This is a genomic window from Desulfolithobacter sp. (assembly GCF_054025815.1).
The window spans coordinates 64,563-80,360 of sequence record NZ_JBPMMS010000024.1; the positions used below are offsets into that span (position 1 = coordinate 64,563).

At 58.2% G+C, this 15,798-nt stretch carries 10 protein-coding genes; 1 reads left to right on the forward strand and 9 read right to left on the reverse strand.

Annotated features, from left to right (window positions below):
* Nucleotides 1-3 precede the first annotated feature (3 nt).
* The 9 genes from gpmI to ACXJJY_RS06635 form a co-directional block, all read right to left on the reverse strand.
* Nucleotides 4-1,563 (reverse strand): 2,3-bisphosphoglycerate-independent phosphoglycerate mutase, encoded by a 1,560-nt coding sequence (gene gpmI, locus ACXJJY_RS06595; protein ID WP_456386172.1) that lies wholly within the window; start codon nucleotides 1,561-1,563, stop codon nucleotides 4-6.
* A complete protein-coding gene (rsfS, locus tag ACXJJY_RS06600; RefSeq protein WP_456386174.1) occupies nucleotides 1,560-1,970 on the reverse strand; it encodes a ribosome silencing factor in 411 nt (136 codons plus the stop codon). Before rsfS ends, gpmI begins: the two co-directional genes overlap by 4 nt.
* Nucleotides 1,971-2,109: 139 nt before the next feature.
* Entirely contained in the window at nucleotides 2,110-4,563 is a 2,454-nt protein-coding gene (locus ACXJJY_RS06605; protein ID WP_456386176.1) for a DNA topoisomerase III, read from the reverse strand.
* Nucleotides 4,564-4,584: 21 nt separating this feature from the next.
* The gene (locus tag ACXJJY_RS06610) at nucleotides 4,585-5,178 is read right to left on the reverse strand and encodes an alpha/beta fold hydrolase (RefSeq protein WP_456386178.1); all 594 of its coding nucleotides are present in this window, start codon (nucleotides 5,176-5,178) and stop codon (nucleotides 4,585-4,587) included.
* 217 nt (nucleotides 5,179-5,395) lie between these two features.
* Nucleotides 5,396-5,917, reverse strand: coding sequence for a DUF456 domain-containing protein (locus ACXJJY_RS06615; RefSeq protein ID WP_456386180.1), 522 nt, complete (start codon nucleotides 5,915-5,917; stop codon nucleotides 5,396-5,398).
* Entirely contained in the window at nucleotides 5,910-6,941 is a 1,032-nt protein-coding gene (locus tag ACXJJY_RS06620) for a zinc-dependent alcohol dehydrogenase family protein (RefSeq protein WP_456386182.1), read from the reverse strand. Before ACXJJY_RS06620 ends, ACXJJY_RS06615 begins: the two co-directional genes overlap by 8 nt.
* A gap of 37 nt (nucleotides 6,942-6,978) precedes the next feature.
* Nucleotides 6,979-7,938: a coiled-coil domain-containing protein gene (locus ACXJJY_RS06625; protein ID WP_456386184.1), complete on the reverse strand. Its 960-nt coding sequence runs from the start codon at nucleotides 7,936-7,938 to the stop codon at nucleotides 6,979-6,981.
* 26 nt (nucleotides 7,939-7,964) lie between these two features.
* Nucleotides 7,965-9,788, reverse strand: coding sequence for a hypothetical protein (locus tag ACXJJY_RS06630; protein ID WP_456386186.1), 1,824 nt, complete (start codon nucleotides 9,786-9,788; stop codon nucleotides 7,965-7,967).
* Nucleotides 9,789-10,194: 406 nt separating this feature from the next.
* Nucleotides 10,195-13,605: a transglycosylase domain-containing protein gene (locus tag ACXJJY_RS06635; protein ID WP_456386188.1), complete on the reverse strand. Its 3,411-nt coding sequence runs from the start codon at nucleotides 13,603-13,605 to the stop codon at nucleotides 10,195-10,197.
* Between the two features lie 465 nt (nucleotides 13,606-14,070).
* Between ACXJJY_RS06635 and ACXJJY_RS06640 the strand changes: the two genes are divergently transcribed.
* On the forward strand, nucleotides 14,071-15,756 hold the full coding sequence (locus tag ACXJJY_RS06640) for a LysM peptidoglycan-binding domain-containing protein (RefSeq protein ID WP_456386190.1): 1,686 nt from the start codon (nucleotides 14,071-14,073) through the stop codon (nucleotides 15,754-15,756).
* Nucleotides 15,757-15,798 lie beyond the last annotated feature (42 nt).

Genomic DNA, 15,798 nt, shown 5'->3' on the forward strand with positions numbered 1-15,798 from the left:
CGATCAGTCGCAAAGGAGACTCTCCCCTTGCATCTCGTCCGGCCTGGGCAGGTCAAGAAGCTCCAGGATAGTGGGAGCGATATCCTTGAGTGCTCCGCCATCGCCAAGACTTCGTCCCCGGTGGGCGTCACTGACCAGAACAAGCGGTACCGGATTAAGAGTATGGGCGGTGTAGGCTTCCCCGGTTTCCGGGTCCGCCATGACCTCGGCATTGCCATGATCGGCAGTGACCAGCATGACCCCGCCCCGAGCCTTCATCCACTTCCGGATGCGCCCCAGGCAGCGGTCCACGGTTTCGCAGGCCTTGATCGCCGCCGGGAGAACCCCGGTATGACCGACCATGTCTCCATTGGCAAAGTTGAGGACCACAAGATCATACGGCTTTCCGGCCGCCTCGCTCTCGTCCAGGGCGCTGAGCAGCCGATCGGTCACCTCGGCCGCGCTCATTTCGGGTTTCTGATCATATGTGGCCACCTCCCGGGGTGAATCCACCAAAACCCGGTCCTCGCCGGCAAAGGGCTCCTCCCGGCCGCCATTAAAGAAATAGGTCACATGGGCATACTTCTCGGTTTCAGCGATCCGGAGCTGGCGCATGTTGTGGAGGCTCACCTCCTCGCCAAGGATATGGGTCAGGGTGAGGGGCGGGAAAGCCACCGGCAAATCGAACTCGCCGTCATACTCGGTCATGGTAACCAGATCCACCCGGGGCCGGTGATCCACAGGAAAGCCCTGGAAATCGGGCCAGATAAAAGCCCGGCACAGCTCGCGAGCCCGATCGGCCCGAAAATTGTAAAAAATGATACCATCACCGTCCCGCACCAAACCCACAGGTGCTCCCTGGTCATCGACCAGTACCGTGGGCAGGATGAACTCATCGGTCTCCCCCCGTTCATAGGCATCATGGATGGCCTGTACCGGATCGATAGCCCGGACACCCTGTCCTTCCACCAGGGCCTGCCAGGCCTTCTCCACCCGATCCCAGCGGGTATCCCGGTCCATGGCATAGTAGCGCCCGCTGATGGTCGCCACCTGACCACAGCCAAGCCGATCCAGTTCCAGGGCCAGCTGGCGCATATAATCGATGCCTGAAGAAGGTGGGGTATCCCTGCCGTCCATGAAGGCATGAATATAGACACGTTCAAGCCCCCGGCGCCGCGCCATTTCCAGCAGGGCAAAGAGATGGCGAATATGGGAGTGGACCCCGCCATCGGAGAGCAGACCAAAGAGATGCAGGGCCCTGTCCCGCTCCTTCACCCGGTCCATGACTTCGCCCAGGGCCGGATTGTCAAAGAACTCGCCCTGTTCAATGGCCAGGTTTATCCGGGTGTAATCCTGGTAGACGATCCGGCCGGCCCCGATATTGAGATGGCCGACCTCGGAATTGCCCATCTGGCCCTCAGGCAACCCCACCATGCCGTTATGGGCCACGAGAGTGGTCGAGGGAAACTCCCTGGTCCACTGATCCATGTTCGGGGTCTCGGCCGCGTAAACCGCATTGGTGGACACCGGCTCACCAATGCCCCAGCCATCAAGGATTGCCAGTATCAGGGGTGCGTCTGTCATGGTCGGGCCTCATCCTCCATGATCTCGGCCACCAGGGCTTCGGGATCGATCCGGGGCGCATCATGCCAGAGTCCTTCCAGATCATAAAACTTGCGGGTATCGTGATAAAATATATGGATCACCAGGTCGTCAAAATCAAGCAGGACCCAGAGCCCCTCGCTCAAGCCCTCGCAGTTCTTGGTGGTGATCCGCTTGGCACTCAGTTCCCCTTCGATAGCCTCGGCAAGACCCTGAACATGCCGGGTGGAACGACCGCTCATGATCACGAAATAATCGGTGAAAGTGGTCAGACCGCGCAGGTCCAGCACCACCAGATCCTCGGCCTTGGTATCCGAGGCGATCCGGCATGAAATCGCGGCCAATTCCCGGCCGCCAAGCTCACTGTACTGTTTCTTTAGTTTCTGCATAATATGAATTCTTTCCTGTCCGGTTCAACCGGATCTTGCTTGCGGAAGAAGTGACACCTCTCAAGGGTCGGTTTATTCTTTCCTTCTTTCCGGTACAGACTTTTTTCATTATCGCCTGAACCCGCGGCAGGTCCCTGTCTCACTTGACATTTTTTCCCTTTCTGGCCGCAGAGTTGCGCGGTGGAAACTCAAACCCGAGCTTCCCTCTGGAGTCCAGGGTCAGGTAGGCGTCAAAGGGCCTTCTCTTCTTGGACATAAAGCCGGTGATCAACTCTGTCTTGCCCTTATCCAGCAACTGGCGGATATGATCGGGATCGATCCGCCTCCCGAGAATAATCTTGGAGATCCGCAATCCCCTGTCCCGATCATTCTCCAGGGCCGATTCCGACATGAAGGCCGACGGCGTCTCGTAAACCGGTGTCTGGTCAATGGGCGAGAGCCCGAGCACCTCTCCTTTCTTGATCCCTTCCATATCCAGCTCACTGGTGGAGTCGGCAAAGAGAAACTCCACCTTGGAGTTGTTGATATGAATGGAGGCGGAAAAGGTCCGGCCCTTCTTGGAGCGAAAATCACCGTAGGGCCCGATAGTTTCACCCCTGATAAGGGCCACCACCTCTTTCTCGTCCATAACCCGGCCGCCAAGGACCTTGCGGATCACCAGTTTCTTGTCTTCCGACTCCCAGGCCGTGGCGGTCTCGTAAAACCGGACCCCGTTCACCGGGGAAAAGGAGGCCTCTTTCCGTTCCGGACCGCCACCGGCCTTGACCTTTTCGACAATGGTCCGGGTCATGTCGCGGATTTCGGCCATGAACTGGGGCCTGGTCATTTCGCCCCGGAGAATCTGGTTGAGCTTGTACTCCCACTCTCCGGTCAGCTCGGGCGAAGCAAGAACATCGATATCGCGGACCTCCAGAAGAGAAAGCAATTCAAAGGCCTTGCCCGTGGGCACAAGTTCCCTCCCCTCGCGGACAATATATTTCTCATTGAGCAGCTTCTCGATGATGGCGGCCCTGGTTGCCGGGGTGCCCAGCCCGCGTTCCTTCATGGCCTCGGCCAGCTCCTCGTCATCCACCAGCTTGCCCGAGTTTTCCATGGCCGACAGCAACGTGGCCTCGGAAAACCTTGGCGGCGGCTTGGTCTCGTGCTCCTCCTGCTCGATCTCCTTGCAGACAACCGGCGTATCAGGAGGCAGGGGCTGGAGATCGCTGCCACTCTCCAGATTGCCGTAGATGGCTTTCCAGCCTGGCTCCACCAGGATCTTGCCCTCGGTGAGAAAGGTCTCGCCCTCGACCACAGACAACCTCCTGGTGTTGCGAAACACTGCAGGCGGGAAAAACACGGCCAGAAACCGCTGGACGATCATCTGGTAAATCTTTTGTTCCGGCTCGGACAGGGACCCGGGCAGAACCTCGGTGGGAATGATGGCAAAATGGTCACTGACCTTCTTGTTATCGAAGATCCGCTTGTCCTTTTTCAGATATTTCCTGGCCAGAGCCTCCTCGGCGAAGCGGCCGAACTGCCATCCCTTCTGACAGGTCACCACCTTGCGCACCGTGGGCAGGTAATCCTCGGGCAGATGGCGACTGTCGGTCCGGGGGTAGGTGATCACCTTATGGCGTTCATAGAGGGCCTGGGCTATAGCCAGGGTATTCTTGGCCGAAAAACCGAACCTGGAGTTGGCCTCCCTCTGCAGCGACGTCAGATCATAAAGCCCGGGCGAACGCTGGGTTGTTTTCTTCGAGGTCTCGGAAACCAGGGCCTCTTTTCCTTCACATTTTTCCCGGATGGCCGCGGCCTTTTCCCGGTCCCAGATCCGGTTCTGCCGGGCATGGGGATTGCCCGGATCCTTGCGGAACTCCGGCTCGATCCACACCCCGTTGTACGTTACCTTATCGGCAACGAAACAGCCGTGCAGCTCCCAATATGGGGTGGGCCTGAAACTGCGCCGCTCGGCCTCGCGCTTGACCAGCATGGAAAGAGTCGGCGTCTGCACCCGACCGCAAGGGGTTTTACGAAAACCGCCATGGCGGGAATTGTAACAGGTAAGAGCCCGGGTGGCATTGATGCCGATCAACCAGTCGGCCTCGGAACGACACAGGGCCGTATCCTCCAGGGGCAGCATCTCCTCGTTGTCCCGCAGGCTGGCCAGTCCTTCACGGATGGCGCTTTGCGTCATGGACTGGAGCCAGAGCCGGCGGATCTTTTTACCGGCCGTGGACCTGGTGGCCGCCATCTTCATGATGTATTTGAAGATCAGCTCACCCTCGCGCCCGGCATCACAGCCATTGACGATCACCTCCACATCCCGGCGCCGGATCAGCTTGGCCAGGGCATTGTACTGGGACCTGGTGCCGGGCAACACTGTGAGAGGGAACTCTTCCGGAAGGATAGGCAGGTTCTCCAGGCTCCATTTCTGGTACTTGGGATCGACCTCTTCAGGATAGGCTATGGATACCAGGTGGCCAATAGCATAGGAGACAATATAGTTTTCACTTTCCCAGTGGGTCTTGGTTTTCTTAAACCGTCCGGGCAGCGCCTTGACAATATCGCCGGCAACGCTTGGTTTCTCGGCAATTATAAGTGTTTTTCCCATGAATTTGCGTGGAGGTCAGGGTTAGGACGCCGGTTCACCGAGAAAATCAAGCAGGGTGGAGTGCCACTGTTCGGGCTGATCCAGGTAGCAGGGATGCGGTGCGCCGTCAAAAACCACCAGCCGACAGCCAGGGACGGTCGAGACCAGCATCTGGGCACTGGAGGCCGGCGAAATCTGATCCTCAGAGCCGCGGATAACCAGAGTCGGAATCCTGATCCGGGCGAGGTGCTCCTGGTTTTCTTCGACCCCGACCGGGCCAATCAGCACCAGGCTGCTCACCATGTCCGGATGATTGATGGCAAACTCCAGGGCGATCCGTCCCCCCATGGAGGGCCCCACCAGGACCGGCCTGTTCAGGCCAGTGCACCTGATAAATTCGGCCAGGACCGTGTCCTGGTCCTGATCACAGGTCAAAGAGCCGCCGAAGCCGGGCATATCAAGAGCCACGGCGTGATATCCAGCTTTGGCCAGTTTTTCCAGGGTTCCCAGTTCTTTCCAGGTGGCGGCCTGAAACTTCATCCCGTGCAGCAGCAGGACATCCTGACCGCTGCCAGCTTCAAGAGCATGGAGCTCACACCCGGAAACAGTCATCTCTTTTGTTGCAATATCAGTCATTTTTCCTCAAAGTACTATGGTATTATTCTTTTGTTGCAGGAAGATGATGGCAACAAGAAGTAAGCGAGATACACCCCTTTGTCAACTGCCATTAGCAATAAGGCCCCACCGGCCCGGGACTCTACAGGGTGACGAACCTGTGGTGAATGGAGAGGGAATTTTTCGCAGGCAGAGGAGTACGGACGCTGGCAGGGGACTCCGGCCCTCAGGAAAAGTCTCAGGCGATACTGACAACAAACCAGGCCACCATGATGGTGCAGAGAAGCAGCTTGGCCAAGGTACCGCCGACAAAACCGAGAAAAGAGCCAAGGCCGGACTGCAGGGCCTGGCGGATTTCCTCCCCCATGAGCAGCTCACCGGCAACAGCACCCAGCAGGGGGCCAACCAGGATGCCGAGCGGACCAATGACAAAGACCAAAAGCGAGCCAAGAACCGCTCCCCAGGCCGCGGCCTTCGAGCCTCCGTACATCCGTACTCCCAGAGCCGTGGCCAGAAAATCAACCAGGTAGGAAAGCCCCACCAGGGCCAGCTGGCCGATAAAAAAACTCAACTGCAACCCATCAAACCCGGTGATAAACCCGTAGAGGAGAAAGCCACAGAAAATCATCACCGTGCCTGGCAGGACCGGCAACAGCACACCGACAAACCCGGCAACGATAAAGGGAGTGGCAGCGAGAAATCCCCAGAGATGGGAATTGCCCAAGGTAGAATGAAAAAAGGCAAGAATGGAATCAACCAATGCTCAGTACCCTCGCACCACGAACAGCGCCGGTCTTCAGGTCATAAAGGGCGCGGTTGGCCTCTTCCAGAGGATAAACCTGAACCTGTGGTACAATGGACAGCCGATCGGCCAGGTCCAGAAATCCCGATATATCATTACGGCAGACATTGGCCACACTCTTGATCTCCTTTTCCAGCCACAGATGACGCGCGTAGTCCAGGGCCTGCAGGGCGTCCCTGTCCCGGTCTTCCTTGCGGATGGCGTTGATCACAAGCCGGCCGCCCGGGACCAGGCTGGCCAGGGCGGACACCACCGGCGTCCAGGCCGGGGTGGTGTCGATAATGGCGTGCATCAGTGCCGGCGGGGTGTCGCCGGTATCCCCGGCCCATACTGCACCAAGCTCCAGGCTGAACTCACGTTCCAAAGGATTGCGGGCAAAGACAAACACTTCGGTCTCAGGATAGAGAAACCGCACCATCTTGAGGACCAGGTGCCCCGAGCCGCCAAAGCCGGTAAGACCGAGCCGCTGGCCGTTTTCAAGGCCGGTCAGCTTGAGGGAACGATAACCTATGGCCCCGGCGCAGAGCAACGGTGCGGCCTGAATGTCTGAGAGGGAATCAGGGATCCCGGTGGCAAAATCCTCGCCCACGACCATGAATTCGGCATACCCTCCGTCAACATCCCGGCCGGTGGCCCGGAACTCCGGGCAGAGATTTTCCCGCCCATCCCTACAGTATTCACATCGGCCGCAGGTGGAATAGATCCAGGCTATCCCAACCCGCTCACCGACCGGGAACCGGCTGACACCCTCACCCAGCGCCACCACGGTACCCACCACCTGGTGACCGGGAACAACAGGCAGCTGAGGGGGCGGTGTACGACCTTCGATCTCGTCAAGCTCGGTGTGACAGACACCACAGGCCGCAACCCGGACCAGGATCTGTCCGGGCTGCGGATCCGGGACCTCCCGCTGGACGAGCTCCAGGGGATCGGGAGATTTCCGGATGTCTTCAACCGTTTTGTCAAGGATCTGCGCCTTCATGACCCCATCACCGATGGATGCAGGGCAGGAAAAACAGCTACTCCTGCACCGGGCTCTGCATGAGCCTGTCCCGCAGGGAATCGATCTCCTCGTCTCTGATTGCCAGCTCCTTGGCCAGGTCCTGATTCTCCTGCTGCAGTTCCTGGAGGGCATCACGCTGTTCGGCAACCTTGGCCAGAAGGACATCCATGTTGATCTTCAACCTGTCGAGTTCCTGGCTGGTCTCATCCAGAGCCGCGTTCTTCTCGTCAATAATCTTCTCCATACCGAGAATCTGGGCCCGGGCCGCTTCAAGCTCCCGCTCGATCCTGGCCATGGCTACCTTGCTGTCATGCTCAGCGGCAACCAGCTGATCCCGCAGCTCCTCAATGGTCTGACGGGCCTCCTGCAGCTGCCGCTGCAGATCTCTCGTAACCTCGGCCACCTCGTCCCTGGTCTGCTCGTCAACCTGCTCTTGAGCGCTCACCCGGGCCAATTGCTGCTCCAGGTCCTTGAGGGCAGCGTCTTTGGACCCCAGCTCCTTCTGAAGCAAAGCCGCCTGCTCCCGGGTCCGCTGCAGGGCACCGTTGCACTCGGCCACCTGCTTCTGCAGGGCCTTGAGCTGCTGGCCGGCCGCCTCCTGAGCCGCGATCGCCTCCTGGAGAGAGGCCAGGCGAGCCGTCAGGTCATCCTTCTCCCTGGCAAGCTTCTGGTTGACCGCATCCCGCTCAGAGAGTTGGGCCTCAAGCCCCTTGTTGGCCTTGCGCAGGGCTACCAGTTCCTCCCGGGCCCTGCTCAGCTGGGCCTGAAGTTCCTGGACTTCTTTCTGCAGTTCGGCGGTCTTGCTCAGAACCTGGCTCTGCTCCTCGGAACTCCGGTTCCGCTCCTCCTCAAGCTGGGCCTCGACCTTTTTCAGCTCCTCTTTCAGATAGATCCTGCTCCTGTTGTTGATCTGGCCCCAGATCGAGCCAAGGACCATCAGGACAGCCAACGCACCTATGATCAGGTTTCTGTTCATCGCCACATACTCCTCTTCAGTCAGTTTTATTGCTCTTGTCCTGTCGCCTTATCGCCGGGAATGGGTACGGTGATGGAAGGCTGAGGCCCCGGTTCCACCGGTGTGCCATCCACCGTGGTCGGATTGTCGAGCAGAGCCGGGTCAATGGCCGCGATCTCTTCCTCGATCCGCTGCAGGTTCCGCTTCACCTTGTCGGTCAGGCCTGTCTGCGGATATTTTACCAGAATATCCTGCAGCAGGCGCCGGGAAGCAAACAGCAGTTTCTTGCGACTCTCCAGATCATGGGTCCGGTTGGCACGCACAAAAAGTTCAGCGGCCCGGCGCCTGTCTTCCTGGGCGGCAAGACGGGCCGCTTCGTCTATCCGCTGCCGGGCCTTGCCGGCATAGGATGGATTGTCCAGAAAGCTGGAAAAGATCTCGATGGCCTGGTCATACTCCTTGGCCTCGAGATGCGCCATGGCCATATTCCACTGCTCCTGGAGCTCCTGCTCCCGCTTCAGACGCTGTGTTTCCGCCTCGATGGCCTGGAGAGTGGTCAATTCCCTTACTTTTTCCTTGAGCAGCTGCTGTTTTTCCGGCGGCAGAATCCCGCGATCCACGTCCTGGAGCAGCTCCAGTGCATCCTGGTATTTCTTTTCTCCGGCCAGGGTTTCGATCCTGGCCATGATACTGGAATTGAACCAGGTATCCGCCTGATCCATCACCGTTTTGAGCAGACGATCCACTGCCGAGGTCACCGGTGAATAAGGATAGGAATCGATGAAGGAACGAGCCTTTTCCACCACCAGGTACCCATCGCGCTCCGGGGTGTATTCCAGGTAGGCCCGCAAAAGATCAGCATAGGCACGAACCTCGTCGGCCTGCTGGTCGGCCACGTCCAGGGAAGCCAGCTGCTGGAGGGCCCACTCATTCTTTTCCTCCAGCCTGCCATAGGTGTCAATGATATCGTTGTACTGTCTTTTCGCCGGACCGTACTCTTCCATCCCGAACTGCAGGTCTCCGACAAGCTGCATCAGCTCGAACTGCCTGCCGACCACGTCCTGACGCTTCAACTCTTCAAGCAGCCCCAGAAAGACATCCCTGGCCGCTTCATCTTCCCGCGACTTCAGCAGAGCCATGCCATAGCGGTAGGTCATATCATAGGGCGGCTGCTGTTCGGAGCCGGCAGTGAATTCCCGGTAAAGCCTGATCACCTCGTCATACTCATCCCCGCTCATGGCCTGGTCAATGGCATCCCTTACTTCCTTCAAGGTGCGGGAGAGGGTGGTGGCTTTCAAAGTCGCACGGCCGGAACCGCTGATCAGAGCGGGGCAATCCCCTTCCAGGAACTCGATATCCTTTTTTTCCAGCTCCACCAGGGACCTGGCCGCCAGCAGCCGGGCGGCATCGACCCTGTCCTCCTGGAGCAGGACTTCATGGAGGCCGTTATAACCCACATAGATACCCTGCAGTTGCTCCTGACAGGAGGTGATTTTTTCCCGCTCGGAATCAAGACCGAGTTTCTCGACCTGGGCGCTGAACTCCTTCCATTTCTCCAGTTTCTGTTCATAGGCGTATATGCGATCGTTGATAAGCGCCAGCACAGGCATAAGGAGGTCATCCCCGGCTGCCGGAGTGGCGGTATCGGTCCGGGTTGATGCAGGAAACCGGGTGGTTGTGGAGGGAGACAGGGGCATTGGCTCCCGCACTTCCTGCTGTCGTGCCGCCTCCATGGCCGCTTCCCGCTCAGTTCGGGCCTGGTAGGGATCGATAACCTGCTGGCCGGTCACACAGCCGCCAACCAGCACCGCGGGAATCAGACACCAGAGCAACATGCCAAGATGACGATGGGAGACACACGATTTGACCATGTTTTTTTCCAGGTTACAGCTGTTTTCCCGCCGGAATCTTACCGGCCGGAGATGGAGACTGTTCCGTTCCCCCGGGAGCCCGAAAGTATGGATACCCGCCCGGCTTCAGACAAGAGGCTGGAGAGTCCGGCACCCCTTCCGTGCGAACAAAGGCGACCGTGACCTGCTGAAAATCCTGCGAAAAGTACGGCAGGATGCCGGACAGCCTCTACGCACTCCACTGCTTGAACGGGCGCTGCATCGGTTATCCCTGCAACAAGATAGATAAGTACAATTTATGTATTTCTAAAGTGTTACAAATGAACGGAACACTTAAGTCCAGGGAACAGAAAAATAAATAGCAGAAAACACGCCCTCGGACAATCGGTTTCTACGGGAACTGAAATATTCCCTGGCTTCAAGTAAGCTAACGGCTCTGGACTCCGTTTTTCCAAAACGGTCTGAAAAACCGGTCCGGCTCAAAATGACCGCGGCCCATGATCCGGCCATAGGTAAGGATGACCGGGGACGAGGGCGGTATCAGCCCGTCCCGGGCCCCGCGGCCGGGAATCACTGCCCCCCCCTTGTCTGGATCCACCGGGACAAACAGCTGCCCTGTGGCCGGATAGCGGAGCCCCAGGCCGTTGAAGGTGAGATCCACCGGATCGACCAGGTCACCGACCCGTTCCAGGTCGAGGATCGACGAAGCCATTCGGCTCCAGATGGGCAGGGCTCCGAACGATCCCGTGACATGGGTCGTGCCGCGGACCATGGGCATGTTTTCATCATAGCCCACATATACTCCGACGGTATAGCCACCATCGAACTGCATCACCGACTGTCCATCTTCGGCCAGAACCGGCACAAAGCCGAGAAAGGCTGCGTTGCGGAACTGATTGGAGGTTCCGGTCTTGCCAAGCATGGGTACCGGTATATCCAACGCCTTGAGTTCCTCTTCCTGTTGCGGATCCCGGCTGTGCAGCCGTACCGTGTTCCTGGCCTGACGGCCGGTACCGTAGGTCACGGTATTCTGCATGATGTGGTCCACCGCTGCGCTGACCCGGTTGTCATAAACCCGGCCCCGGGTCATCTCCTGGCGGTAAATCACCCTGCCGTCCGCGGTTTCGATCCGCTCGATAATTGCCAGCCCCTCTAAGGAAATTTCATCGGCATCCTCTTCAGATTCCTCCACCAACGGCCGTACCGGCTCAAACAAGTCGCCCTGGACCATGGTCTCGTACATCCGCACAGCTTCCAGCAGAGTGATCACGTTGGAACCCAGGGGAAAGGAGAGTACCGGCTCCAGCCTTGAGGTAAGGCCGACGGCCCGGCCAAGACTGCGCAGATACTGGAGCCCGAGCATGACCCGGTAGTCCCGGATTTTGGCCAGGACGTCCATGGAATAGGGCTTGCGGGTAACAAGAAAGGCCAACTCTCTTTCCGCCTGAACGGCAACCTGACGCAGGGCCCGGGCTGTTACCCTGCCTTCGAGCTGAATTTCTTCCCAGAATCTGGCCCGCTCTTCCGCATCCATACTTCCGAGCCGCTGCACCAGCTCCCGGGCCTCCACAAGCTGCCACCGGGGTTTAGACTCGTCGGTGAGACTGAAAATAAACCGACCCTGTCCATCACTGTATATCCGGCCTTCAGGCGGGATCAGCGGCTCAGGCCCGCTGAAGATGGAGAAAAGGTCGAAATCGTCCTGGCGCCGGAGCTGATCACTGATATAACTTTTATAGCGGTCAAAGGCCGGCAGAACCGCGCTGAGGGAGACAAAGCTGTGAGCCAGAATTTTCCGCCGCAGTTTCAACTCGGCCCGTTCCCGGTTCCTGAGCTCGGGATTCTCGAGCTGCCGCTCTATCTCTTCGCTGTACCGGTCATAGTTCAGGCCATAGGGAAGATCCAGCAACTTCCGGTATTCTTCCTCACGGTTTTCAAACAGAAAATCAGCTTCCAGCGACCGTACCGTCAGTTCGTAAGCAGCCTGGGCCAGAACATCGCGATTGATCCGGATCCCGAACTGATCCCGGATACGCTGTTTGAACCTGCTGTAGCTCTCTTTGCCACTGCTGCCGATACGGGGGGCCATATCCAGCTTTGCCGCCACCTCCCGTATCTGCGGCTCGGTGAGGTGATCCAGAAGATGATACAGGAGCCAGACCGCGGCCACGTTCTCGGAAGTTACCCCGGCCCAGCTCATGGAAACAAAGTCGTAGGGACTGTGGTGGTCCGGACGGGGGAAGTAAGGCCGATCCATGAAAACAAAGACGCTGCGCCGGTTATCCAGGAGGTCGGTTGCATTCCAGCCCAGTTGCAGGGCTGCCGAAAAGAGGAACGGTTTGAATGTCGATCCCATGAGCCGTCGAGCCTTGACCGCCCGGTTGAAATAGCGGTTTTCCATGCCCCCGGCCATGGCGCGGATAGCCCCATCCTGAAGAACCAGCGCTGCCCCCTGCAGCCTGGGATATTTTTCCAGATCCAGAGCCAGTGTCCCCTCGCCTTCGTCGATGTTCCTGACCGAAACAAACACCCTGTCTCCCTCGTGGAGCTGATCAAGGAGCAGGGCCAGATCACCATCCTGAACCTCGGACCAGCGCTGGCCGTTGTACCGGACATATGCGGTCAACACCCGGGAAAGACCCTTGCGATCGATGGTACCCCGGGGTTTCTTGGACCCGAGATCCACCTGGATACGCACCCCGTCCCCGTCACCGGTCTGCACCGAAACGATGGTGCCAAAGAGAAAAGACCCGGCCCGGGGCTCCAGTTCCCCGGCAAAATCGATCCGGGCATACTCTTTCTGTACCTGTTCCCGCTCGTAGCCACGCAACTGCACATCCAGCACCGAGAGATGGCGGCGCAAGGCATAGAGTGTCTTTTCCTGCAGGTCCCGTTCCACGGAGGTGATGATGCGGATACCGGAAGTTGAGACATTGGAGATGCCGTTTTCCTCCAGAGCCGCAGTGATGGCCGGGTCGGCGAGCCCGTCCTTGACCAGGTCCATAACCGTGTTGAGGGCGTAGGACAGCTTGCCCCGGTTGAAGACGATATCCGCGGCCATGGCCTGGCCATACTGGAGCTCGGAAATCATCCCCAGCTTACGCATCTTGCCAAGCACATAGGCGGCCCGGGCCTCGGCACGCTTCCTTGCCCGTTCCGCAGCAGCTTCGGTCTTCTTTGTGAAGGGGTTATAATAGTTGGGACGCTTGACACTGCCGGCGATGAAGGCGCACTCCAGCAAAGTGAGTTCATCGGGTTGCTTGTCGAAATAATACCTGGCCGCCACCCCCAAGCCGTGTCCGTTGCCCGAGACAAAGAACTGGTTGATATAGAACTCGAGGATCTTTTCCTTGGGATAATGGTATTCCAGGCGAAAGGCGTAGAGGAGTTCACGCAACTTAGCCTTGAAGGAGCGGGATTCGCGCTTGAACAGGTTCTTGGCGGTCTGCTGGGTGAGAGTACTTCCCCCCTGCACAACCCGACCTGCCTTGATGTTGACAATCATGGCCCGGACAATGCCGGGAATATCCACCCCGAAGTGGTGGAAAAACTGGTCATCCTCGGCCGCCACCAGGGCGTTGATAAAATTTTTCGGGATCTGCTCGTAAGTGAGATACTGCCGATGGGTCCCCTGGAAAAGGACACCGATCTTTTCCTCACCGTCCCGATAGTAAACCGGGCTTTCCCGCCCGAGCACAGACTGAATATAGGATTGTTCGATCTTGGGCCCGGGATCGATGACAATGAGATAATAGAGTCCACCGCCGGCAGCAGCCATGGCCAGCAGCCCCAGCACCATAAGCGTAACAAAGAGATATTTGAAAAAACGTCGTATCACGTCGGGTCAGATTTTTTATTGTCCTGGAGAGGAGAGTCTAAACGCTACACCTACGTTTCTGATCGTCCGGCCGGACGATCAGAAACGTACTCTCAACACTATTCATCATCAAGGTCATTTACAAAACTTTTTTTCATATTTCAGCTTCTGACGAACTCGCGAACGGGGCAAGACTCCGAGGCGCAGCAATGTCGGCCAGGCAGATGCGTATACATGACACGTCGAGTATTGGCCGTACCTGCGACAACGCGGCAGAGGGGACTTTTTGCGACGACACCATCTTCTCTGAGACTGTCAACCATCTCCTGTTCGAGTCCAGCAATTGCCAGGGTCTGTTTTTTTTGTTGAAAACCACATGATTATAATGGTAAAAAACCGTGATAACAATCATCCGACCTAAAAAAGGTCCCGCTATCGCAACATGATTTCAGGATCTTCGTACGGTCCACCCCCTGGAAGTGGTGCATGAAGACACACTCATTTACTCCCTGCTGCCTGCTCTTTGCTCTCCTGGCAGCGATTTCAGCCTGTACCCCCATCACATACCTGGTCGACAGCCAGGCAGATCCTGACACCATCGACACCCCTCCGGACACTGTTGCCCAGTACGAGGTGGCCGAACCTCAGCAGCTGCTTGAAGAAGAACTTTCCGCTCTCAACCAGCTTGGTCCATGGGAACAACCGGCCAGAGAAATCCCGCCCGAAGAAGCACAGGTTTCCTTTGACTTTCCCATCACCATCAACAAACAGGTGGAATTCTATCTCGACCTGTTCCAGAACCGGCAGCGCCACTACTTCAAGCGGTGGCTGGCCCGCTCCACCAAGTACCTGCCCGCCATCGAGAAAGAACTGGAAAAAGCAGGCCTGCCCCGGGATCTTGTCTACCTGGCCATGATAGAGTCAGGTTTCAACCCCCGGGCCTACTCCCGGGCCCATGCCTCGGGAATGTGGCAGTTCATCCGCAGCACCGGGAGGAACTATGGCCTGCGTATCGACCGCTGGGTGGATGAACGGCGCAACCCGGAAAAAGCCACCAAAGCGGCAATTGCCTATCTCTCAGCCCTGTATGATGAATTTGGTGACTGGTACCTGGCCGTGGCGGCGTACAATGCAGGAGAAGGCAAAATCGGCCGGGCCATCCGTCGCTACAAGACCCGCGACTTCTGGCAGCTGGCCAGGTATCGCTACCTGCGGCTGGAAACCAAAAGATATGTACCCAAACTGATCGCCGCCATCCTTATAGCCCGTGAGCCGGAAAAATACGGATTCACCGATATCAAGTACCAAGAGCCGGAACGCTATGATCTGGTCAAAGTCCCGCCGCGCACCGACCTGGCCGCAGTGGCCACGGCCGGCAACATCAGCGTCAAGGCCCTCAAAGACCTCAACACCGAGCTTCTGCGCAACCAGACGCCCCCGGACCTCACCTCCTATACCCTGCGGTTACCCGAGGGGAGTGGCGAGATGGTGGCCGTAAACCTCAAACGTCTCCACCCGGTGATCACCACCGGCTTCAAGACCCACAAGGTTCGCAAGGGCGACACCCTGACCCGGATCTGCCGCAAATACGGGCTCAACAAGACCACGCTCCTCAAGGCCAACAACCTGCACAGCGCCACCCTGCGACCCGGACAGCGACTGCGAATCCCCTACCGGACCACCAAGTATATCCTGCTCAAGGAAGGCGAAACCCCGAAAAGCCGCTTTGCCGCCGCCGGCCGGGATGGCGAACTGGTCCTCCACAAGATCCGCCGTGGCGATACCCTGGGCAGGATTTCCCGGCTCTACAACGTGCCGGTGAACATCATCATGCAGTGGAACGACATCACCGACGCGCGCAAGATCCGGGCCGGAGAGCACCTGGCCCTCTACCTGGACCGTGGGGGGAGCTACGGAACTGTGCATGCGACGGCCACGACCACCAGGTCCCCGGCCAGCGACTACCCGGTGCTTGCCGAGACCAAGAAACGGAAACCGGCCATCCGGGTCGGAAGTGACACAGTCGTTACCTATTACCGGGTGCGCAGCGGTGACTCGCTGTGGACCATCGCCCGCCGGTTCAGGGTATCGGCCGGGGATATCAAGCGCTGGAACAATCTGCGCTCCAGCATGATCCACCCGGGCAAGCGGCTGGTCATCAAGAAAGGGTAAAGCGCAGCCCGACCTCGGCCCACGCATGCTGTCACGAATCCT

Coding starts and splice junctions, on each gene's coding strand:
- ACXJJY_RS06610 (WP_456386178.1), bottom strand. CDS start 5,178: ATGACTGATATTGCAACAAAAGAGATGACTGTTTCCGGGTGTGAGCTC.
- ACXJJY_RS06625 (WP_456386184.1), bottom strand. CDS start 7,938: ATGAACAGAAACCTGATCATAGGTGCGTTGGCTGTCCTGATGGTCCTT.
- ACXJJY_RS06620 (WP_456386182.1), bottom strand. CDS start 6,941: ATGAAGGCGCAGATCCTTGACAAAACGGTTGAAGACATCCGGAAATCT.
- ACXJJY_RS06630 (WP_456386186.1), bottom strand. CDS start 9,788: ATGGTCAAATCGTGTGTCTCCCATCGTCATCTTGGCATGTTGCTCTGG.
- rsfS (WP_456386174.1), bottom strand. CDS start 1,970: ATGCAGAAACTAAAGAAACAGTACAGTGAGCTTGGCGGCCGGGAATTG.
- ACXJJY_RS06640 (WP_456386190.1), top strand. CDS start 14,071: ATGAAGACACACTCATTTACTCCCTGCTGCCTGCTCTTTGCTCTCCTG.
- ACXJJY_RS06605 (WP_456386176.1), bottom strand. CDS start 4,563: ATGGGAAAAACACTTATAATTGCCGAGAAACCAAGCGTTGCCGGCGAT.
- gpmI (WP_456386172.1), bottom strand. CDS start 1,563: ATGACAGACGCACCCCTGATACTGGCAATCCTTGATGGCTGGGGCATT.